Source organism: Novosphingobium beihaiense, from assembly GCF_022832375.1.
GTDB classification, from domain to species: Bacteria; Pseudomonadota; Alphaproteobacteria; order Sphingomonadales; family Sphingomonadaceae; genus Novosphingobium; species Novosphingobium beihaiensis.
This window is the reverse complement of the sequence record NZ_JALHLG010000033.1, coordinates 1-22,048: the sequence shown is the minus strand read 5'-3', so window position 1 is coordinate 22,048 and position 22,048 is coordinate 1. Positions and strand designations below refer to the sequence as shown.

Here is a 22,048-nt window from a genome sequence, read left to right as displayed (position 1 = left end):
GTTCGGACGTCAGATCTTTAGATCTTTGCCAGGGCTCCGCGGGCAAGGTTGATCAGTTCGGTTTCGGGCCCCGGCCGCCGTCCTCCCGCGGCCCAGAACAAGGCAAGTGCTCCCAGGAATGTGATGCCGCCGGTGCCGGTCAGAACGGCAAGGCGCATCAGCGGCAGGGCATGGAGAGCGACCAGATGCTGGTCGATCATGCTGACCGAGATCGTCATCGCGGCCACGGCAAACAGGGTACGCCGCTGGGACCAGATCTGCTCGCCGATGGGGATGCCCAGCACGGTCTTTACCATGCCGAACGTCACGAACACGCCGATTACCGAACTCAGCAGCCGCCCCGTGACCAGCCCCATGAGGCCCCATCCGGCCAGCCCGATGCTCACGCACGGAACGCGAAGCGCAAGTCCGGCCAGATCACGGAAAAACAGCGTGCGCGTTTTGCCGAGCGCCATGGCCACGGGCCGCGATCCGGACGTGAGCGTCTGGATCGCATAGGCCCATGTGATGAACTGGATGATCGGCACCGCTTCCAGCCACTTCGGCCCCAGCGCCAGCTCAACGAACGGTTCGGCCACAAGCGCCAGCCCGATGCCGATGGGCAGGCTGGCCAGGCCGAGGGTCGTTTGCGCATTGAGATAGGCGCTGCGCAGCCGGGGCAGGTCGTCCTGCATCGTCGAAAAGCTGGGAAACAGCACCTGAACGATCGGCGCGGTCATTTCGCGGCTGGGGATGGCCGCTGTATTGTCGCTGACCGAATAGATGCCGAGCTTGGCGGGCGGCAGGAACAGGCCGATCAGGAGCTGGTCGAAGCGCCAGTTGATCACGCCGACCACTTGCGCGCAAAAGAGCCAGCTTGAAAAGCCCATCAGGTCTTTCGAGCGGGCCAGTGAAAAGCGGGGCAGATAGGGCGCGATGAAGTAACTGAGCAGCGTTGAACAGGCCGTGCCCACCGCGGTTCCGATCACCAGCGCCCAGTAATTGCGCAGCCACAGGGCCAGCGCGATGGAAATGGCAAGGCCCAGCAGCTTCTGCGTGACCTGCATGGCCATCATCGGGCCGAACTGCATATCCTTCGTCCGGAGCGCGACGCGCGGATTGGTGAGCCCGGTGAAGGCGGCCGTGATGCCCGTTACGACGAACAGCGGCCCCAGCCGCGGATCTCCGTAAAGCAGGCTGACCGGATGCGCGAACAAGAGGAACCCGCAGGCAATCAGCAGCGCGCGCGACAGTGCCAGGGTCCATGCGGTGTCGATGTGCTCGCGCGAGACTTCCCGGCGCTGGATGAGGGCCGAGCCCAGCGAGAGCTCGGTCAGGGCGATGATGATGCCCAGCACGGTCGTGCAGATCGCGACCAGGCCGAAATCCTCCGGCGTCAGCAGCCGGGCCAGGATGAAGATCGCCAGCGTATTGCCGATGTTCAGCGCGATCCGGGTCGTCCCGAGCGCCATCGCCCCTTTGGCGGCGCTGGCCCTCAGCACTGTTGCAGGGCTCCCGGCTTTCGCAGGCTGCGCGTCATCGAGCGGACGAGGCGCCACAAGGCGGCAAGGGCGGACTTGCTGGGGTGGCGAAGCAGCGATTGCAGAACCATCAGCAGGGCCGATCGGGAATCTCCGAAGCGCCGCTTGATATCGGCTTCCACCAGTTTGTGTTTCGACATGATGGCGCTGCGTTCGCTTGGCCGGGCGACATCGGATAGCAGGTGCGCAAACATGGCGCGGTGGCCGGAAAGCACTTTGTGCATATTGGTGGTGATGCGTTCGTGCGGACCATTGTTGAAGAGCGCCAGCGGCTGCCGGATCACGGCCAGGCGGCCGATCTTGCGCAGGCGGAACCACAAGTCCCAGTCCTGGCAGCTCGGCAGATCCGGATTGAATCCGCCAGCCTGACGCAGGGCCGCCGTGCGGACCACCGCGCCCGATGTGCTGCCCAGCGCGTTGGAACAGCGCAGATCGAGCAGGGAGGGATTGTCCCGCGGCAAGTGAATGCGTTCCACGGCGCCGCCGACGTGGCGAAAGCCGCAGAAGATGCCGACAACGTCCGGCCGGTCCTTCAGAACCGCGAATTGCCGTTCGAGTTTTTCCGGTTCCCAGGCATCGTCGGAATCAAGGAAGGCCACCCATTCGGACTGTGCCTGCGCTATCCCTGCGTTGCGCGCGACATTGGCGCCGCCGTGCTGCCTCTCGATCAGCACGATGCGTGGGTCTTGCCTGGCCGCGCTTCGCACCCACTCGATCGAGCCATCGGTCGATCCGTCATCGACGATGAGGATGCGCCGGACGGGCAGCGTCTGCGCGGTGATGCTGGCAACGGCGGCGGGCAGCAGATCGCGCCGGTTGTAAGTGGGAATAACGGCATCGACGGTGGGAATGCCGGTGGGAATGCTGGCGGGGGATCGGGAAGGGACGGAAACGGCCGGCATATCGGTCATTGAAGCTTCTCCCCGGCAAGGGCGTGGATGACGTTCATCAGGCTTGCACCGGCCCCGCTCCAGGTGAAGCGGGCGGCACGCGCGTATCCTTCGGCGATCTTGCGCTGGCGCAGCTGCGGATCGCTGCGCATTATTTCGATCGCCTCGATCCATTCTCCGGGCCGGTCCGTACCGGCATAGATGGCCGCATCCGCGCAGACTTCGGGAATGGCGCCCGCCGGACTGGCGAGAACCGGGCAGCCGCAGAGCATGGCTTCCAGCGGTGGCAATCCGAACCCTTCGGTGCGGGACGGGAAGAGAATGGCAAGCCCCCCGGCCAGCACACCCTTGAGTTCCCGGTCGTTGAGCTTTCCGGCGAAGATCGTGCCGTCAGGCGGCGTCAGCCCAGCCGCTTCGAGCTGCGCGCGTTCCGGGCCGACGATGACGAGCCTGGTGGGCGAAAGCCTGCCGTCCGCGAAAGCGGCGAACGGAGTCGCGTTGTTCTTGTATCCCTTGGGGCTGCCGAACATCACGGCATAGCTTTCGCCCTCGATGCCCAGCCTTGCGCGCACGCCGGGATCTTCTTCCACATCCAGAATGTGATCGGCGCCGTTGGCAATGACGTGCGTCTGCTTTTCGTTCACGACCGAGAACTGATGCAGCATGCGGCGCGAGAATTCGGAGACGGTGAGCGTGGCGCGGCTCGAACGGCCCAGCATCGGTGTCAGCCACCGGTATCCCAGCCGCTGCCTGGCGGGATACCCGCAGTCCGAAAACAGGAACTGCGCATCGTGGATCATGGTGATCTTGTTGCGGTGGGCAATCGGCGCCAGGTTTGCAAGGTTGACCAGAATCCCGCTGCGGGCGGCGAAAGGCAGCACGAACTGTTCCCAGATCTGGTCGGTTCTGGTGTAGTTGCGGCGCTTGATCACTTGCAGGTCGGGAACCCAGTCCGCCTTGCCCGATGTCATGAGAAAGGCATCGGGGCGCTCGTCTTCCGGCAGTCGCGCCAGTTCCCGGTCGCATTCGCGGATCAGCCGGTCCGCGACGCGGTGCACACCGTTGAGCCCGCCGCTGTAGAACTTGCCGTTGAAGTAGATCGGCAACGGTGCCGTCATAGCGTTTCCACCCGGCGCGGGTCGATCCGTCCCCGCATCAGATCGCCGATCGCCATCAGATTGCCGGTCAGCCGCCCGCGCCGGTCTATGTGGGGTTCGGGAAACAGGCTGCGGGCGGCATTGGACGTCAGATTCTGGAGCATCAGCCTCTGGCCGAGCCTCGGCTGCATCGTTCCCTTGCGCCACATGTGCACGAGGTTGGCGACTTGCGAATAGCCCAGGCGTTTGCCGGGCGTGCGGGCGCTGCGGGTGCCGAGGTGGATGCCCGTCAGGCGCGGGCCGGAAACCATGCGCCCGCGCTGCCCGAGCTGATAGGTGTAGTCGATGTCTTCCTGCCAGCCGTAGAGGGGCAGGGCTTCGTCGAATTGCAGCCCTTCGGCGCAGGACATGCGGATCGCCATGTTGCATCCGTAGAGCGCCTGACGGCTGCGCCAGCTATCGTCCTGCGCCAGTCCGTGGCTATCGAGCCGCTCCACCGCGTCCTCGAAAGCGATCTCGTCTCCGTGGATGCCATCGTCGAGCAGATCGCCGGTGGCCCCCGCCACATCGGGTTCAAGGACGAAAAGCCGCTCGATTTCGGCGAGGTAATCCTTGTGCGGCACGAAATCGTCATCGAAGAAGACGACGATGTCGGTGTTTCCGGCAAGGTAGTCGAGCGCCCGGTTGCGCTGTTTGCACAGGCCCTTGCCGGACAGCAGGACATGCGTGTCAGGACGCGCGGTTTCCAGTCCGAGGACATCGGCGGGGCACGTGGCAGAGATCACGATCCCGTCCGGCTGCCGGATCTGATCGGCGAGCCGGTCCACCGTTTTGGTAAGCAGTTCGGCCCGGTTGAGCGTCGCGAAGACGACATGAAGGCGCATTTCAGAAACCTCTCTAATGTGCCAGGGACGGGGAAGTGGCGGCACGCGCGGCGGGCATGGCCGCTTCCGCGCCGTTTCCAGGGGACCCCGCCGCCCATGAAAGAGCCGCATCGGCGAGGCCTTCGTTGCCGCCGAGAAGCAGACCCTCGTAAGCGGCGGCGAGGGCATCGATCCATTTTTCAGGCGTAAGCGCCAGCCCGCCGGTCCGCGTGGCGGCGTTATGGCTCATGCGCCGGGCCCCTGCATCGTCATGGGCAATCGCTGCGATGGCGGCTGCGAACTCTTCGGTATTGCGCGGGTCGATCGAACGCCCGGCACCCGCCGCTTCGATATCGGGAGCGATGAGCGAGGAGCGGGAAGAGAGAACCGGAATGCCGCTCCAGAGCGCTTCGACCGCAGCAAGCCCGAAAGGCTCGATATGGCGGCTGGGCATGACCGCCATCCGGGCCCGGCGGGCAAAGGCCGGGATCTCCCCGGACGGCTTGTGGCCGAGCCATGCCATTTCGGGATAGGCCTCGCAAAGAGTGCCGAGAAGGTCGCCGGTGCCGATCGCCATCAGGCGGACACCGGCATGACGGCAGGCCCGTGCCGCGAGATCAATGCCCTTGGTCGCTTCCATGCGGCCGACGAACAGCACCTCGTGATTGTACTCGGCCGCCACCCGCTCCGTAGTGAAGGGGACAACCGGGTTGGGCAGCACCGCCATCTCTTCCGGCCGGTATCCGGAGCGCTGGAAATAGGGGGCCATATTGCCGTGGATCAGCAGCAATGGCAGCCGTTTGTGCCGCAAGGTGCGGTCCTGCACGGCCTGCCGTGCCACGCGCCAGACCTTGGAGGCCGGGCCGCGCCGGTCGCAGCCCGTGGTCATGCACGCGACGCTCATCGGCTTTGCAGGGCAGGGGGCGCTCTTGCCATAGTCGAACATGGCGCCATTAGGGCATGTCGCGAAGAAATCGTGGGCGTGCACGAGGGTGCGGTCATGCACCGGCGCCAATGCACCGAACAGCGATGGGGAGAGGATCTGGGACCAGCCGTGGACGTGATACACGGTGTGCGGGGTATCGTTGTCGGCGATCCACTGGCTCACCATGGCGGCGGCCTGCCGGTTGTAGATGCCGCGCACGAAAGTCGTCACCGGATTGGCCGCGAGCAGGCGCTCCTGGCCCAATGCCAGCACTTCGATGCCTTCAGTCTCCAGATCGCTATTGCCTGCGCTGCCGCAGATGAAAGTGACCGGATAGCCCCGGCGTGCCAGCCCCTTGGCCGCCTGAATGGCAAGGGCCGAGGCGCCGCCCATGGCGTGCGACAGATCGTTGACGATAACGATACGCCCGATCATCGTGCCGGTCCCTGGTTGCTGGCCAACAGGCAATCCGCGAGCCTGCGAACCGCTGCGGCCGCTTCTTCGACGAGCTGGCCGTGCGTTTCCGCGTCCACCCCTTCGTCCATCGCCGCAAGCGCGAGGCCGGCAATATCCATCGGCGTCGCTGCGCGCGGATCGGCCACGAACCGGCCGCGCAGGGTCTGTTCGAAAAAGCTGCGCAGCTTGCGGTCCCACGCGAAACCGATGCAGGGAATGCGGTAGGAATAGGCGACGATGCAGGCATGCAGCCGGTGCGCCAGGATGCAGTCAAAGCCGGAAATGAAGTGGGCCAGTTCCTGCGGTGTCGCGAAATCCCCGGCAAATTCCACTTCCGGCGTATCGGAAAGCGCCGTTCGCAGGCGATCGCGGAAAAGGCGGTCTTCGGGGCTGCCGTTGGTGAACAGGGTGACACTGCACCCCCGGCTGGCGAGATCGCGCGCGACGCCCTGCATCCAGGCTTCGAGGTGCCTGTCGTTATGCTCGTCTTCGTGGTGCAGCCGCAGCGCGATCGGGGCCGTCACGCACAGTGCAATCCGCTTCTGGCCGGAGGCTGTGCGCGGGCTATGCCCGAATTGCCGCGCGCTCAGCAACCCCGGATCGGGGGCGACCTTCGCCGGTTTCACGCCGCGCGCGCCGAACAGGGCATTCCAGGTCTCGGCGGAAGCCTGATCGCGAACCGAGGACATCAGCACACGGGCCCGCAACAGGCGGGATATCAGCCGCTGCAGGCCCTGCCGCGACCAGCCGTTCGTCACTCCGACGCTGGCGATGGCGACGGGAAGGCCGTTTTCGGTCGCGAGATCGACGGCCTGAGACAGCTTGATGGGGAAATTCTGGTCAACGTCCGCGAACAGGGCGCCGCCGCCGATGACGACGCTGCTGCAATTCCGCATCCTGCGGCGCCAGCGCGGCGCGTGGCGGAAGCGGATCAGCGGGGAGAGCAGCAGGGGGATCAGGCGGCTGCGCACCGGGTCCGGCAACCATTCGCGCGTGGCAAGCATCCGCCTGCGGTGGCGGCCGTGGCCGGAGCAGAAATCGGTCCTTCCGGCCATGTCGATTGAGAAGGGAGCCAGCCGCGGATCGCACCGCCTCAGTTCGCCTTCCAGACATTCCGCAATCACGCCGTCGCCCAGGTTTGGGCTGTACTTCACATTGAAAATCACCGTGCGGTGCGCATCCAGATTACGCGCGGCGTTTTCGTTCATGGCGTTTCTGACGGCGCGGCTGGCGGGCAAGTCCTGGTTCAGGGCGCGTTCGATCGCCTGGGGCAGCAGATCTGGCGGAAGATCGTCAACGGCCGGGCAGCCGAACTCGCGGGTGAGGATGCCCAGTTTGGGGTTTCCGTCGTCGATCACCAGCAGCGGCGTGTCATGCAGAAGCGAGAAGATCCCCGCATGCAGCCGGTTGGTGATGACCAGCCGCGCATCGCGGTAGAGCGCCTGCATATGGGCTAGATCGCCATCCGCGTCGTACAACGTGGCATCGAGCCCGGCTTCGCGCACCAGTCTTTCGGCGGCCGCCCGGTCCATGAAGGCCCTGGCATCGTGGCAGGCCAGAACGATTCGCGCTTGCGGCCAGCGCTCTCGGGCTGCGGCCGCGAGCCGCGCGATGGTTCCGGAATCGAGATGGCGCTGTTCCGAAGCGTCGATACACGGCGCGATCACGACAGCTCCGGGAAAGCGGCTTTCGGCATTGTCCGCCGTTGCCGCGATGCGATTGCCCAGAAACGCCATGTCCGCAGCCACCACGGGTTGGCTGAAAGGGCTTAGCAGCCGCACGTTTTCGGCACTGCGCTCGTCCCTGACGGCAATGGACCCGGCGCGCTCCAGAATGCCGCGCCAGAGACGGGCACGCAGTCCCGTGACCCGGCCTGCGCCGAGCCCGCGGATGGACACGCTGCCCCCGCCCAGCCGCGCGGCCACAACGGCCATCCACAGGAAGAGCAGCGGCGGGATCGATGTGTTCGCCCGGATAAGCTCGCCGCCGCCCAGCACGATGTCCCGCCTGAAGGCACAGGCGATCAGGGCGGCAAGGTTGCGGCCGTTGATCCAGCTGGCGCCATAGTGGTGAAGTTGCTTGCGGGCCGCTGGCGAAGGCTGTCCCCAGGTACGCACCACGGCCTTGCGGTTCTCATCGCGGGCCAGAAGCACGTTCTGCACGGTCAGGGCGAGATCGCCGATGTTGTGCAGGTCCCCGCCAACCAGCAGCACGTCCCGTTGCCGGGGAGTGCTGCTGGAGGCCGGGCTCCTCCTCCAAGCCTGAAAATGGGGTTCGTCGCGTACTTGCCGGGCCGCAGGGCGCTTCGCATGGGGGGCGAGGGGAAGTGCCGATGCCTGACTTGAAACCTGCAATGGGACTATCCTTGTCGCTGCCTGGCCTTTCGCGTTTGCGTAAGGGCCAATTCCAGATCAGGCTAAGGCATCGGTTGCAGGTGGCGAAGATGGGAAAAAGAGGGGGGCCAAAATGGGTAGAGGACCTCTCCCATGGGGAAAGGGGCGGGAGGCCGAGGTGTTCTGCCAGTCAAGGCCCGCCGGTCAGGAATGCAGGTTTCCCCGTTCCAGCAGTTCCGCCATGGAGCGCAGCAGGTCGGGCAATTCATGCGAAAGGCCGAATGCGTCATAGAAATTCAAAGTCGCCCCCAGCATGGCCGCGGCGATGGCCTGCACGGGTACGCCCCGGTCCGCCAGTTGGGCGTAACTGATCAGAAGCTGGCGGGAAACCGGCGCGAAATCACTGTAGTTGAGTTGCGGGTGAAGTGTGTTGAGGCAGTCCATTCTCATGGCGCTGCCGCTCGCTATGGGGCGCTGTGATACATCTTCCATTTCTGCGTTTCCCGTTATGTCTTTCTACAGGCCGCGATGTTTCCCGTACCTGCGATGTGGAATTGGATTTTGATGCAGATCGTTGTCTGGGAGCAAGAATACACGCATCCGGTTTGGACTTTCCAATGCTATGGAGAGACACCCATTTTGAGAGGGCAACCCGAAAAGATATAATCATTTTTGAGAGGGTTCTGGCTCAAGCGAGCCGGGCAAAAGGATTGTTGCACGCCCCGGAAGCGAAGAGGCCGAGGTAGGCGAGCGGATGGGAGCCGGGCGGCCCCTGGATCCCTGTGGCCAGGGCAAACTCGGTCAGGGCCTGGCGTTCCAACTGGTCCAGCTTGCTGGCCAGTCCGGGGTATGCGCGGGCCGCCGAACGGATGATGCCGGCGTTCTCAAGAATGGCCAGGGCATCGGCTTCGAAGGTGGACCAGTGCGCTTTGGCCGCGCAGAAATCCTCCACGAAACGGTCGAACGCGGATTCTTCCATGGTGAAGTCGCCGATCATGCGCTGCAGGATGCCGCGCAGGGCTTTGGATTGCCCCGGGCGGGGCCCGGCCATTTCGAATCCTCCCGCCACGGCCAGTACGGTTACTACGCTGGCGGCAATCACTGTGCGGCGGCGGACGGGGATCATGCGAGCAGGCTCCGTCCCGCGCGCAGGGACATCGCCGCGACGGTCAGGCTGGGATTGGCGGCGGAGCAACTCGGGAAAACGCTGGAACCGACGACGGCAAGGTTGCGGCAGACGTGGTGGATCTGGTTATGATCGACCACGGACCGGGCGGGGTCGGTTCCCATTCGCAGGCTGCCCTGCAGGTGGCTCTCCGTAGGGCGGACGCCGCGTTTCTCGATCCGCTCCACCGGCAGCGCGGCCAGAATTTCCGGCAACAGGTTGAAAGCCCGCTCCGCTCCGTCCCTTGCATAGGCGCTGGGCGCTTCGCCGATCACGTGCGGCTGGCCGTTTGGGTCCAGTTCTATCCTGTCCCCGTCCCGGGGAAGCTCCTCGACGACGATCACGATCGGCAAAGTCTGGCGCCAGCGCCCGGTTTCCGGGCGGAATCCGAATTTCCAGCGGTTCTCGAAATAGAGCAGGGCCGACCCGCTGGTCTTGCGGAAGGGGCCGTCATAGGCGCCATAGTCCAGGCCCGTCGTGATCGTGCTGCCATCGAAATTATCGATGCCGTCCAGCATGACTTCGGCTTCGATGCCATAGGCTTCGTGCAGGCCCCTGCCGGTCAGGCCGCTGCCGATTCCCGAGCGCAGCAGGATAGCGGGTGAGTGGATGGCATTGGCGCCGAGGACGATGAGATCGCCGCTAACGGTATGGCTGCCTGTCCCGGTTTCGAAGTGGACGGAGCGCACGAGGCCGTTCTCCGTCTCCAAATGATCCACACGAGCTCCGGCGCAAAAGGTTACGCTGGGGTGTTCGAACACGCCGGTGAGGCTGTTGTTGGCGGTGAACTTGGCGTCGATCGGGCACAAGGTGCAGCGCAAGTTGGCGCAGCATGCCGGGCGCGAGTCCGTTGCCAGCCTCGCCCGCGCGGTCGGCATGGCAAAGTGCATGTCCTTGCGCGCTTTCTTGAGCATGGCGTCCGGTGTCGAAAGGATATGCGCAGGCTGCGGAAAGGGGCGGGAGCGCGGCAGGACGGCGGCCATGTCCTCGTCACCGGAAATGGCCATGACCTCTTCTGCCTCGCAGTAATAGGGTTCGAGCTCGGCATAGTCGAACGGCCAGTCCCGGCCGACGCCGTAGAGCGAGTGCAGCCGGAAATCCGAAGGATGAAACCGCGGCGTCTGGCCGAACCAGCAATTGGTGCCGCCGCCGAAGCCGATCGTGAAATTCCACGGCTTGGCGCTGGAATTGGTATATGTGGTGCCTGGTTTGATCGCGGAATGCGCGCCTGCTTCCATCTGTTCGGCGTGGCTGCGGATCTCCCCCCATTCGAGAAGGAGCACGCGGCCCGTGCGCTTGTGCTTCAAGGCTTCGAGCAGGAAGAAACCGGAGCCGAACCCCGATCCTATGATGATCGTGTCGAAGTGCTGGCCCGCCACGTTTTCGGCGGGCGTCAGGTTCTTTAGCCTGGCCATTTACGAGGGCTTGTCGGACGATGCCGGAAGCGGATCGGTTTCGGGAGATTCGGCGGATACCGCCGGTGTTCCCATCAGTTTGCGGCCGCGCATCCAGAGGGTGATGCGGCGCCCGGCCTTGAGCCAGGGATAAGCCAAGCGCGCGATGGCCGGATGCGAGAGAACCGTGGCATTTATGCGGTTGAATACCGTAGATGGAGAAGCCAGCAGGGCCAGGGCGTGGATCGCATCGGACCCGTGGTAGATGCGGCCGCGATAGGAAAACACCATGCCCTCGTCGAGGTCATAGCCCCGGGCCCAGAGATCGCGGACTTGCGGGGCATCGCTTCGCGCATCGATGAGATCGACTGGGCCTACCGATTCTTTCAGGCGGAGCATGCGGACATAGTTCTGGCAGAAGACGCACTCTCCGTCATAGACGACAAATGCGGGATCGTGCGGCCTTTCGGTCACGGCACGTCGCGTCCCATGGCGCCGGGAGGATTGCGAAAGGCGCCTTCGTCGCAATGGGAGTAGAAGGCGCATCCGGACACGACCGGGAGGTTGGTGACGGCGTCAAAAATACCCACCAGGCCGAGCACGGCGCAGGCCAGCACTACAAGTGTTTTCCAGGCCGGAAGAGTCTTCGTTTCCGATGGATCGTGCATCAGCCTCACCTCGCACGGTTTACAGAAAAGGCAGCATTGATACGCAATTGATGTCACGCCTTAGGTGTAAGGCGCTGTTCCCAGATGTATGGGCAGTACGCCGCGGCAGCGTGTGTCAAAGATGTGGCGTGCCTGCGTTGTTATGATCCGATGAATAGTTCGGTTTTGCTGTCCGGGACAATATTGTATTTATAGCTACCGCGTTTTACGCCTTACCTCTTTTGGGGTACTCCACAATTGAGCGCGCTGATTCCGGATACTGCTTGGAGGTGAAGCGATAGCCATTCCGCGGTACCGGCCCGTGCCCTTCCGGAGGCTGACAGGCTATGCGGTTTTTCTGAGCAGATCAGGGACGTGGATCCGCTCCAGCGCTTCGGGGGTTACGCTTTCGGGCATGATCTTCGCACAGATGGCCCGGGCCTGATCGGCCCAGAGGCGGGCGGCCGCCACGCGGTGCCCGGCCGCCGCGAGCGTGTTGCTGAAATGCGGGTCGGAGAGAACTTCGCGGACGGCACTGACAATGGAATCGGTGGAGTGTGGATCGCAGTAGGCCGCCGCCTGTCCGCACCGTTCCCACATGGAGGGAATGTTGGAGACCACGACGGGGCAGCGAAAATAGGCCGCTTCGAGCGGCGGCAAGGGAGAGGCTTCGTAAAGTGAAGGAAAGACCATGACCCGGGCCTGCGCGTAGATCCGGGCAAGCTCGTCCCTGTCATCGATCTGGCCGAGGAAGTGGATGCGGCCGGCCACGTCAGCGGGAACTTCCGCATCCGGTTTGTGCATGATCCGGGCCGTTTCGCCCACGAAGAGGAACTCCATGCCGTCCTCCCGCGCCAGGCGGATGGCCGTATCGAGGATGCGTTTGAAGTTTTTCCTGAGCGACAGCGACCCGACATAGAGGGCATATCCCGGGCGCAGTTTCAGCGGGGCGGGGCTTGGGGGGGGATCGCTTTCCCGCCAGCTTCCGTTCGGAACGACCGTGGTGCGCCGGGCGGCGTCGGCGTTGATCCGCGCGAGGCGGCGGCGTTCGGTCCGCGAAACTGTGAAGATCTCGCGCGCGCCGGTCAGCAGCAGCGGCAGCAGCGCGCGGTGTATCACTCTGTAGGGAAGCTTGTAGGCGTCCGGGAAATCCAGATAGGACACGTCGTGGATTACCACGGCAATGCGCGAATGGTGGCGTTTCAGCATGGCAACAGGCGCGGTGTTGCCAAGGCAAAGCAACAGGTCCGCGCCGGCGTGACGGGGCAGTTCCAGCTGTTCCCAGAGAAAGCCGCTGAGCCTGCCGATCGTTTTGACCTCGATGTGCTTCAGCTCAAGGTCTGCCGTCCAGGAGCCGGGTGGAACCAGCAAGGTCACTTTCGTGCGCAGTTCCCCGCGATCCAGCATTTCGTCGATTTCACGCGTGATCTCCCGGGCAACGCGTTGCACGCCGGTGGTCGCCTGAATGAGAAACTTGCCGTTTATGCTGAGGCCCGGAAGAGCCATCTAGAATTCTGCAGTCCGGATGGCGCCAGCCGGGGATCCCGATGGAAAGCGCGCCAGCCGGTCTGAAAAAGGACAGTCCATGCGCCGTTAGCCCCTGCTGTCTCGATTGCGACCTTGGGGATATTTTAGACGTCGGCAATGCCCGCAGACAACGCTTTCAAGCGGGCTAATACCATTGGGCAGAAGCCTGCACCCGCGAAGTTAGGTACCACATGGCCTCATGGGCCAAGATCCAGATACCGGGCGGGCGTTCCGTTTCAGCCTCGTCGTTGCGACGGTGGACAGGAACCGGGACCTGCAGCGCCTCCTGCAGAGTCTGGCACAGCAGACATTCTCAGATTTCGAGGTGATCATCGTCGATCAGAACGACAAGATCGTTCTGGCACCCTTGCTGGATCAGGCGCGCTGGCCGTTCCGCATCCGGCATCTGCGTATCCCGAGGGGAGGCGGTGCCAGCGTGGCGCGCAATATCGGCTGGCTGCAGGCAGAGGCGGGCATACTGCTCTTCCCGGATGATGACGCATGGTATCCCCCCGGCTATCTTGATCGCCTCGACGGGATACTGGAGAGGACCGGCGCGCAACTCGTCACCGGCCGGGCCGCGGATGTCTTCGGGCGCACCATAAACGGCCGGTTCGACCGGCATAGCGGCCCGATCCGCCGGTCCAACGTCTTTACGCGGCAGATCGAATGGAACATGGCCGTCGATGCCGGGCTGATGAAGGCGCTTGGCGGTTATGACGAGAACATCTCCCTTGGCGGGCCGGGCGTGTGGCAGGGCGGGGAGGGCTACGATCTGATCCTGCGCGCGCTTGAGCAGGGAGCGCCGTGCTATTTCGATCCCGGGCTGATCGGTCATCACCATGAACTGCCGGTCCATCAGCCCGACGATGCCATGGTCCGCAAGGGCAGGGTCTATGCCCGCGGTCTCGGCTATGTTCTGCGCAAGCATCACTTCGGCCCGGCGGCGCTGGTTTGGTGGGCGGGGCGCAGCCTGGTGAACGTGATGCGCGCTCTGCTGGTGCTAAACCTGCCCCGGTTGCGGTACTACAGCGGGCAGACTATCGGGCGCATCGAAGGCTGGAGCGGGATCGTATGGCAGCGCCCATTGGCTTTCGAGAGGGTAGGGCACCGTTCCTCCGCGCGCTAGGCGGCCGGTCAGGAGCCGGAGGCGCCAGAGCAGCAAGCGGTCCAGCGGGCGGTCCACCGGCGCGTGGCCCGCGATCCGCCGCAGGGCCAGGTTGCGCACACGCAAGCCGAAATCGAACAGGAAGGCCGGTGTGTCCGATGCCAGTGCCCTTGCCGCAGTACGCATCGATTCGGACCAGTCTCCCTGTCCCAGCAGGCGAACCGCAAGCGTGCGTTGCGCATCGCCGCGCACCCAGCGCTCGACGGGAAAACGGCAGGGACCGGACTCGTTCAGCGCGATGCGGATGGCGGCGAGCCGGGTGGTGAGCGCGTCGCGGCAGTCGCTCGAAAGCGATCCCCAGGCCTTGCGGTATCCCACCAGATCCCTTTGCACGCAGGCCACCTGCCATTCCGCGGCAATGCGCAATTGCAGGAGATAGTCCTCTCCGCCGTGGCTGCGCCGCGTGGGGGGCTGATAGAACCCGGCGTCCTCTATGGCCTGCCGCCGGTAGACGGCGCTGCTGCCATTGCCGACGAAATTGGTGAGCAGCATCGGGCCCAGCGCTTCCCCTTCGACAGTGAAGGGCATAGGTCCGCGCAGGACGCGATCCTCCATGTCGATGAGGTGATGCCAGGCATAGGCCAGCCCGACATGCGGGTTGGTGCGGAGCGCGGACACGCAGGCCTGCAGATAGTCCGGATGCCAGACGTCGTCGGCATCGATCGGCGCGACGAAGGCGGAGTCCGTCAGACGGATGGCGCAATTGCGCGCGGAGGCGGGCCCGGCATTGGCCTGGCTTGTCACGGTGAGCTGCGGGAAATGCGGTGCGAAGGCCTGGATCCGGATGAGGGTATCGTCGGTCGAACCGTCATCGACGATCACGACTTCGTCGGGCACGAGACTTTGCGCCAGCACCGATCGCAGCGTTCTGGCAATGGTCGCACCCGCGTTGAAGGCGGGAATGATGACGGCCACCGATGTCCGGCTGTCAAGCATGGTGGAGCTGGGCCTCGCGAACAGTATGGGCGGGAAGGCCGAAGTGAAAATACGCGGCCAGTTCGGGCAGGGGCACGAGCTGGTGGCCGATGACGATCACTGCCTTGCCCTGCATTTCCCGGGCAATGGCCTCCATGATGGCTTGCTGGGACGGCTGATCCAGTGCGCTTGAGGCTTCGTCGAGAATGAGCAGAGCGGGCTGGCGCACCAGCGCGCGGGCAATGCCCACCCTCTGCCGCTGACCGCCCGACAGCAGGCTGCCCTGTTCTCCCAGCGGGGTATCGAGACCGGCGGGAAGCGAGGCGATCAGAGGGGCGAGGCCGGAGGCATCAATGGCTCTGGAGACGAGCGCGTCATCCGCATCCGGGGTGCCGAGGATGATATTCTCGCGAACCGAGCCGCTGATCAGTTCGATATCCTGACCGCAGACGGCGATGGTCTGGCGCCAGCTTTCCGGCTCAAGTTCGCGAAGCGGGTATCCGCCGGCGGTTATCACCCCGTGGTCCGGATCGATAAGGCCGAGCAGAAGGTTGACGATGGTGGACTTGCCAGCCCCGCTGGGGCCATCGATATGCGTCCATCCGCTGGGCGGGATCGCCAGCGATACCTCGTTGAGCAAAGTGCGCCGGGCCCCCGGATAGCGAAACGAAACCCGTTCGAAGCGGATCTCGGAAGGGCCGCCGGGCAAACGGGTGCCGGGCCGAACGGGGGCAGGGGCCCGCTCCAGAACTTCGTTGACAATGCGCAGGCTCGGCAGCCGCTCGACGATGAGGAGGCGGCATTCCTGGATCGAGGCGGCATAGGGCTGCAGGCGATAGAGCAGCCCGGCGGCCAGAGCCAAAGTCGCAGGCGCGGTTCCGGAAAGCCCCGCAAACAGCCCCATGGCCAGCACGGCTACCAGCGTGCTGACATGGCTGAGCGGTTCGGTAAGGCTGGTGATGACCTGCGCGCGCGCCTGAGCCCGTGCGGTCTCGTCCGAAACCTGAGAAAACCGTGCGGTCTGCGCTTTGGTGAGGCCGAAAGCCCTGATCGTGCGCATGGCCTGCACTGTGCGGATCAGCGTTTCGGACATCTTCTGCTGGGCTTGCGCAATCTGCACACCCGCATCGTGGACCGGGCGGTCGGCCAGACGTTGCAGACGGCTGGTCACGACCGCCGTGGCGAGAGCGACGCCCAGCAGCGCCGGGGCGCCGATCAGCAGCAGCAGCCCCAGCAGAACCAGCACCACGGCATCGCGCAGGGCATAGCAGATCGCATCCAGCACTTCGGGGACGGCATGGCTGTGCTGGTCTATCGCGCTGTAGAGTTGGCCCCAGGAATGCTGGCGGGCTTCCAGCAGGGGAAGCCGCAGGCACGCCTCAAACAGGCGGACGCGAAGGCGGTGCGCCACGCGTTCCTCCACCCGGCTTGTCACGACGCCGTGGATGGCGACGATGGCTATCCTCAAGAGCAGAAGCATAACCAGTGCCGTCACTGTCACGGCCAGATTGGCCTCCAGTACCGACAGAACTTTGGCAATCGCGGCGTTCACGATCGCATCGTCGGTGAATTCCAGGCTGACAAGCGACTTGGGATCGCCGAACATGACGGTGAACAGCAGCAGGAGCGTCGCCGCCCCCAGCGTCTCGGCCACGGCGACGCCCAGGCCGAGAACGACGAGGAAAGCCAGTATCCCTTTCCTGGCTCTGAGTTCGGGCGCCATCAACCGCAGAGCGCTGGTGAGCTGGGCCGTGCCGGTGTGTTCCGGGGACGCCGCCATGGGATCAGGCCGCAGGCCGCAGGCATTCGAGGACATCGCCGATGCCCCCGGCTCCGCTGCACTGTATGGCGGGAATGAAAGGGCAACCCGTGTCCAGCCTCGCCGGGGTCGATCCCGGGGAAAGGACAAGCGCAAAGCCTGCGTGCTGGAGAATGGCGGCGGGCAGTCCGGGGCAATCGCAATAGGCGCCGCTGGCCGCCTGCTGCCCGCTTTGGAGAGCGAGCTGGCTTTGCCAATGCGCGGTGACGGAAAGGGCCTCGGCCGTGGCGAGCGGCATTTCCGGCACGCGCAGGCTTGCTCGCAGCCGTGCGCCTGCTTCCCCGCGCATGGCGTCGCGGGGCAAGCCGCGGGCAATGTCGCCGGGTGTGAAGAAAACCTCAGCGCATCCGAGGGCAGGGGGCAAGTCCGTCAGAACGCCGGTAGAGAGCGCGCTGGGTGCGTCGGTGAAAGCCAGAACGACAGGGCGTTCCGGCACGGCAAGCTCTCCCCGCCGGGCCGCGGCGAGTTCGGCAAGGCTCACGGCCTGATAGCCTTCTTCGGCCAGCAGGGCGAAGAGTTCACCGAGTTGCCGGGTTCCGATCTCGGCATCGAGAACGCCCGCTGTGCCGGTAACGATGCGGTCGAACATGAGCACCGGCACCACGCCGAACGGCGTTCCGGGCACCAGCGGTGCCGGTTTGATACCGGTCTGGCGGGCGAACGCGCGGCGCAGGGCCGTGCTGCCCCATGCCGTCAGCCGCGCCCGGTCTGGCACACGAAAGCCATTGTGGCGGGCCATGGCAGCGGTTTCGGCGGCCAGCCGGGCCATAAAGCGCGGTGAGCGCCAGACTTTCGCTTCTCTTGCCAGTTCGGGAATGCTGAAGTGGTGCAGCAGGGCCTGGGCGATCTGCGCGCGGGAGAGCGGCTCGTGAAACGGCAGCGCCAGAGCCCGCCAGCGCCCCTGGATGCGGCAGTTCAGCAACAGCGCATCGCAGCCCGGCGGCGGTGAAAGGATGCCGGGAAGATCGTTCAGATCGACCGGTATGGCAAGCCACCGCCCGATGCAGGCAGGCTCTCTTTGCGAGGCTTTCTCGGCCCGGTGAAGGTCATGCCAGTCCAGCAGCAGGGCGCCCAGCCAGGGATCGGATTGCGCGACGGCCTTGGCCATGTCCTGCACGAACCGGGCGCCGGGGTTCGGGGACAGGCGCGTGCTGGCCTGTTCGATGGCTGCGACCACATCGCCCGGGCCCGATGCTGCAGCTTCCCGCCAATCGGCTCCCAGGGCCTTGACGATCCAGTCCGGCTCAAGGGGGAGGCCGCGGCTGAAGCGGCGCCCTTGTTCGGTCAGGGCCGCGGCCAGCCGCTTATCCGGTGCTTCCTGCCAGCCATTCGCGTAAGGCGCCGCCGGGGCTGTTACCCGGGGATCGGGGCGAGAGGCCAACGCGGAGACACGGCCTGCGTCGTCCTGCAGCGCGCGCATCGTCGAGAGCGAAAAGGGCTGCATCCGGTAGCTGGAAAGCGCGCGCTGCGTGCCGTGGAACGCCGCGCCGGTCCTCGCGATCCGCAACCACAGATCCCAGTCCTCGCATGTCCGCAGGGAAGTGTCGAAGCCACCGGCGGCGTGCAGCACGGCGGCGGGGATCAAAAGGCAGTGTATGGCCGGTTCGCACCGGTGCACGAGGACTTCGAAAGCGTCCGCCTGCAGTTCCGGGCACCAGTCTACCGGCCCGGTGCGTCCGCTGGGCAGAATCCGCTGGTAGGCGCAATAGGCGACCGTCCGGCCGCCGTCCGTCAAAGGCAGCAGGGTTTCGAGGAAATCCGGCGTGATCCAGTCGTCGGAATCGAGAAAGGCGATATAGGCGCCTCTGGCTTCGGCGATGCCCCTGTTGCGCGCGGCGGAGGCTCCGGCATTGGTCTGGCGGATCACGCGGATGCGCGGATCGTCCTTGGCCCAGCGCTTTGCGACCTGCGGCGTGCGGTCGCGAGAGCCATCATCCACGACAATCGCCTCCCAGTCCGCGATGGTCTGGGCCTCCAGGCTTTTCAGTGTTTCTGGAAGGGTTTGCGCGGCGTTGTAGGCAGGCACTATGAAGCTGACCTGCGGGGCGGCGCCCATCATGGCAGGTCTGCCGCTTCGGCGGGTTCGGTTGCGCCGACCAGCTCCGCGAAATGGGAAATAGGCAGGCCGCCCGGCACCTCTATGCGCGGCGTGCGCAGCCGTGGGCCGAAGAGCGGAGCCTGATCGCCTTCGGCCAGAAACACGCGCTCGAACCCGGCCCGGCGCAGGATTTCCGCATGGCGGGGCTGGCAGATCCCGAAAGGAGGCGCGATCGTGGTTGGCACCGTGCCGGTCTTGCTGGCAATGATTTCGCGTGACAGGCGGGCCTGGCGTTCGATCTCGGCTGACGTTAGGTGGTCCAGCGGCAGGTGTGTGTGGAAATGGCTGCCGATGGCAAGCCCCTCGTCCGCCAGGCTGGCCAGGCATTCCCAATCCATGAGCGGCGCGGGCGGGCCGTGCCAGCGGTCCCAGTCCGACGCCTCGCCTGCCGCGCCGGAAACCACGAAGGCCAGCGCATCGAAGCCGTTGCGTTTCAGGATAGGCCAGGCCTGTTCGGCGAAATCCGCGAACCCGTCGTCGAAGGTGATGAGGACCGGACGGCCGCTGAGCGCGGTTCCGCGTGCGCGTGCCGTATCCCATTCCTCCATCGACAGCGAGCGGTAGCCGCGCCGCCGGAGAAACCGGAGCTGATGTTCGAACTCTTCCGGCGTGGTCCGCCACGGGCGCAGCGAGTCTGGGCCGTGGCTGGAAATGGAATGGTACATCAGCACGGGCACGCGGTAGTGGCGCTCGGCTTCTGCTTCGCCGCGCGTGACCAGAGCGCCGTTCCAGACGGCGTCGGCGGCCAGCGCCGGATCGAGTTCGGAACGGATCGACTGCGTCACGGCCTGAGCGGGAAGGGCGGCCTGATCCTGCGCGCCGCGCTTGCGGTAGAGCTCGCAGCGATAGAGTTCCGTTTCGATGGCGGCTTCGAGGACGAGGCCAGGAGTGTCTGAAAACGTTCGGGAAATCGTGCGGGCCGCGAACTGGTCTCCCCAGTCGAAGCCGCTGCGGTCCCGGCTGTCGTCGACCTCGTAGGCGTGGGCGTGGAGAAAGTATCCTCCATCCGCCAGAGCTTCGGAAACCCGGCGCGCGTAGCGGGCGAGATCGTCGCGAGAGGCCATGTAGTAGAGCACTTCGGACGATACGATGAGATCCCAGCCTTCGCCGATCGGCTTCTGGAAGAAATCGAGTTCGAGGAAGTCCACATTGGTCAGATCGCGGGCCCGGCATCGCTCCTCGCACCGTTCAAGTGCTTTCGCGGACACGTCGGACGCGGTGAGGTGCTCCACGCGTTTGGCCAGTTGCTCTGTGAAATGTCCCTCGGCGCAGGCGAGTTCGAGTGCGCGGCCGATCGTCTTGCCCGCAAGCAGCGACAGTGTCCGTTCGTATTTGCCCTGCTCGTAGTCGCGGTCATAGCCCCAGGGGTTTTCGCTGGTGAAGATCGCGTCCCAATTGGTGGTTGAGACGGGATCGACGGGGGCTTCTTCCTGCGGCTCGGGCTGGAATCGCGTGCGGACCTTGCGCCGTCCCAGAATGGCGGCGCGTATCGCGCGGTCACGCAGCCAGGCGAGCTTGGCAAAGCGCGAACGGGGCCGTTCGGCCAGCCAGGCCGCCGCACGCCGCGCCAGCAGCGCGGCCGCGCTCCGTCCTTGTGCGACGGCCGGTGCGAAAGCGGCCGTCGCCATGGACCGGGGGCGCAGCAGTGGAAGGCGCAGAATGACCTGCCGGGCATCGGCGGGGACATCCAGCGGGCGCATCAGACCAAGGCCTGCCGGGATCGCAAGGCTCTTGCCGATGAAGCGTCGGGCACCGGGGGATGCCATCCGGGCCAGTTCCAGCTCGAAACCGGAAAGCAAGGCTTCGTCGAGACCGGGATCGGCGAAGGCGTCGGCCAGTTCGGCAAGGCAGGCTTCCAGCGCCTCCCAGCGCGCCGCCATGTGCGTTTCGATCCGGGAGGGCTTGCATCCAAAGCCCACCATCAGGCCGTCGACCAGCGCCGCGGTTCCTTCGCCGGCCGACAGCGAGGCCGGGGCCGGTAGCGGCCCGGCACCGGTCATCGCGGCAAGGCCCCCGGTGCTGCGGCCGCGCGCGATGGCGACGGCGCTTGTCCACAAGGCGGTGTTGAGCCGGTCCTGGGCCAGATCCTTGCCTTCGGCAGACCCTTTCCCGGCAAGCCGGAGCTTTTCGGCGCGCTGCGCCACCTGCCAGCGGTCACGGATCATCGCGGCGCCTGTGCTGGAAAGCGATTCCGGGCTGATCCAGTATTCCGCCGATTCGCCCGGGCAGCCGTGGAACGTGGCGTCCGCCGCCACCGCCTTCAGGCACAGGTCCCAGTCCTCGTTTGTTTCCAGTCCTGCATCGAAACAGCCGACTTTCTCCAGCAGCTGGCGGCGGAACAGCATGCTGTGCAGAGCGGCAGGCGGACCATTCAGGATCCTGTCGATGTCGAGAGGGCCGGTGTGTTCGGCGCGCCGCTGGATCACTGTTCCGCCGGAACTTATGCGGCGATAGCCCGAGACCACGACATCGGCGCCGGTGGCTGCGGCCTGGCGGACCATCCGCGTCAGGTGGGCCGGAGCGATCGTGTCGTCGGCATCCAGGAACAGGACGTGCTGCCCCCTTGCGCTGGCCACTCCGGCGTTGCGTGCGGCAGCGGCGGTTTCACACGGGGCGCTTTTCACGACGATGCGCGGATCACGGGACGCGCCCTGGCGGGCGACCCGCTCCGTTTCGAGATCGGAGGGATAAGTTACGACGATATGTTCCCAGCGATCGAAGAGTTGGCTGGCGACGCTTGCGAACGTGCGTTGCAGCGTGTGGCTTGCAACGCGCGCAGGCGTCACAATGGACACGATCGGATCAACCATGTGCTTGCCGATACCCCCCAAGGAATCAGAGCATTCCAATGACTAAGTCATTAGCTAACCTGCGTTAGGATGTGCGGGGGCATGCAATTCGGAGGTAAATCCAAAGTACGTGTGCAAGGAACTGATTATCAATCATTCTGATGGCAACGAAGGCGATCGGGCTGAGGCCGTGCCCCGGAATCGATACCCGAAGGGTGTAGGCATCTGTCAGCTTACCCGCTGAAACACCGGTGCCACAGGCCACCTATGGCCCGGGCGAACCATCGCATGATTCTTCAAAATGGGAAGAGGGCTGCCGTAGCCTGTCTTGAGGCCTTCGCGGACTGGAGCTTCAACTCTGAACCACTGCTTCCTTTTGGGGAAAGAGTGGTGCCGGGGGGCTTTGTTGCGCAAATGGCCAATGGATTCCGTTAGCGAATCC

16 protein-coding genes and 1 pseudogene are annotated in these 22,048 nt (G+C 65.0%); 1 reads left to right on the top strand and 16 read right to left on the bottom strand.

Annotation, left to right across the window (positions count from 1 at the left end; translation table 11 throughout):
* Nucleotides 1–17: 17 nt before the first annotated feature.
* From MTR66_RS16410 to MTR66_RS16355, 12 genes are all read right to left on the bottom strand, one after another.
* Nucleotides 18–1,481 carry a lipopolysaccharide biosynthesis protein gene (locus MTR66_RS16410; protein WP_243923040.1) on the bottom strand — a complete coding sequence of 488 codons (1,464 nt, stop codon included), beginning with the start codon at nt 1,479–1,481 and terminating at the stop codon, nt 18–20.
* Complete coding sequence (locus tag MTR66_RS16405; RefSeq protein ID WP_243923038.1) at nt 1,475–2,431, bottom strand: glycosyltransferase family 2 protein; 957 nt, start codon at nt 2,429–2,431, stop codon at nt 1,475–1,477. The genes MTR66_RS16410 and MTR66_RS16405 overlap by 7 nt, the downstream gene beginning before the upstream one ends.
* Nucleotides 2,428–3,528 carry a glycosyltransferase family 4 protein gene (locus MTR66_RS16400; RefSeq protein WP_243923036.1) on the bottom strand — a complete coding sequence of 367 codons (1,101 nt, stop codon included), beginning with the start codon at nt 3,526–3,528 and terminating at the stop codon, nt 2,428–2,430. The genes MTR66_RS16405 and MTR66_RS16400 overlap by 4 nt, the downstream gene beginning before the upstream one ends.
* Nucleotides 3,525–4,391, bottom strand: coding sequence for a glycosyltransferase family 2 protein (locus tag MTR66_RS16395; protein ID WP_243923034.1), 867 nt, complete (start codon nt 4,389–4,391; stop codon nt 3,525–3,527). The genes MTR66_RS16400 and MTR66_RS16395 overlap by 4 nt, the downstream gene beginning before the upstream one ends.
* Nucleotides 4,392–4,404: 13 nt before the next feature.
* Complete coding sequence (locus MTR66_RS16390) at nt 4,405–5,730, bottom strand: glycosyltransferase family 4 protein (RefSeq protein ID WP_243923032.1); 1,326 nt, start codon at nt 5,728–5,730, stop codon at nt 4,405–4,407.
* The gene (locus tag MTR66_RS16385) at nt 5,727–7,964 is read right to left on the bottom strand and encodes a polysaccharide pyruvyl transferase family protein (RefSeq protein WP_243923030.1); all 2,238 of its coding nucleotides are present in this window, start codon (nt 7,962–7,964) and stop codon (nt 5,727–5,729) included. Before MTR66_RS16385 ends, MTR66_RS16390 begins: the two co-directional genes overlap by 4 nt.
* A gap of 324 nt (nt 7,965–8,288) precedes the next feature.
* Entirely contained in the window at nt 8,289–8,534 is a 246-nt protein-coding gene (locus MTR66_RS16380) for a hypothetical protein (RefSeq protein WP_243923028.1), read from the bottom strand.
* Nucleotides 8,535–8,772: 238 nt separating this feature from the next.
* On the bottom strand, nt 8,773–9,135 hold the full coding sequence (locus MTR66_RS16375) for a hypothetical protein (protein WP_243923026.1): 363 nt from the start codon (nt 9,133–9,135) through the stop codon (nt 8,773–8,775).
* Nucleotides 9,136–9,206: 71 nt separating this feature from the next.
* The gene (locus MTR66_RS16370) at nt 9,207–10,664 is read right to left on the bottom strand and encodes a GMC oxidoreductase (RefSeq protein ID WP_243923024.1); all 1,458 of its coding nucleotides are present in this window, start codon (nt 10,662–10,664) and stop codon (nt 9,207–9,209) included.
* Entirely contained in the window at nt 10,665–11,117 is a 453-nt protein-coding gene (locus MTR66_RS16365) for a DCC1-like thiol-disulfide oxidoreductase family protein (RefSeq protein ID WP_243923022.1), read from the bottom strand.
* The gene (locus MTR66_RS16360) at nt 11,114–11,311 is read right to left on the bottom strand and encodes a hypothetical protein (RefSeq protein WP_243923020.1); all 198 of its coding nucleotides are present in this window, start codon (nt 11,309–11,311) and stop codon (nt 11,114–11,116) included. Before MTR66_RS16360 ends, MTR66_RS16365 begins: the two co-directional genes overlap by 4 nt.
* 324 nt (nt 11,312–11,635) lie before the next feature.
* On the bottom strand, nt 11,636–12,796 hold the full coding sequence (locus tag MTR66_RS16355) for a glycosyltransferase family 4 protein (protein WP_243923018.1): 1,161 nt from the start codon (nt 12,794–12,796) through the stop codon (nt 11,636–11,638).
* Nucleotides 12,797–13,016: 220 nt separating this feature from the next.
* Here MTR66_RS16355 and MTR66_RS16350 point away from each other — a divergent pair.
* Nucleotides 13,017–13,433 (top strand): annotated as a pseudogene (locus MTR66_RS16350) (glycosyltransferase family 2 protein); the annotation flags it as partial.
* Between the two features lie 387 nt (nt 13,434–13,820).
* On the opposite strand, the gene MTR66_RS16345 reads toward MTR66_RS16350, so the two are convergent.
* Genes MTR66_RS16345 through MTR66_RS16330 form a run of 4 tightly spaced genes read right to left on the bottom strand, consistent with a single transcriptional unit; the run spans nt 13,821 to nt 21,627 of the window.
* Nucleotides 13,821–14,921 (bottom strand): glycosyltransferase family 2 protein, encoded by a 1,101-nt coding sequence (locus tag MTR66_RS16345; RefSeq protein ID WP_243923016.1) that lies wholly within the window; start codon nt 14,919–14,921, stop codon nt 13,821–13,823.
* Complete coding sequence (locus tag MTR66_RS16340) at nt 14,914–16,680, bottom strand: ABC transporter ATP-binding protein (RefSeq protein ID WP_243923014.1); 1,767 nt, start codon at nt 16,678–16,680, stop codon at nt 14,914–14,916. The genes MTR66_RS16345 and MTR66_RS16340 overlap by 8 nt, the downstream gene beginning before the upstream one ends.
* 4 nt (nt 16,681–16,684) lie before the next feature.
* Complete coding sequence (locus MTR66_RS16335; RefSeq protein ID WP_243923012.1) at nt 16,685–18,778, bottom strand: glycosyltransferase family 2 protein; 2,094 nt, start codon at nt 18,776–18,778, stop codon at nt 16,685–16,687.
* On the bottom strand, nt 18,775–21,627 hold the full coding sequence (locus tag MTR66_RS16330) for a trifunctional glycosyltransferase/class I SAM-dependent methyltransferase/polysaccharide deacetylase (RefSeq protein WP_243923010.1): 2,853 nt from the start codon (nt 21,625–21,627) through the stop codon (nt 18,775–18,777). Before MTR66_RS16330 ends, MTR66_RS16335 begins: the two co-directional genes overlap by 4 nt.
* Nucleotides 21,628–22,048: the final 421 nt, after the last annotated feature.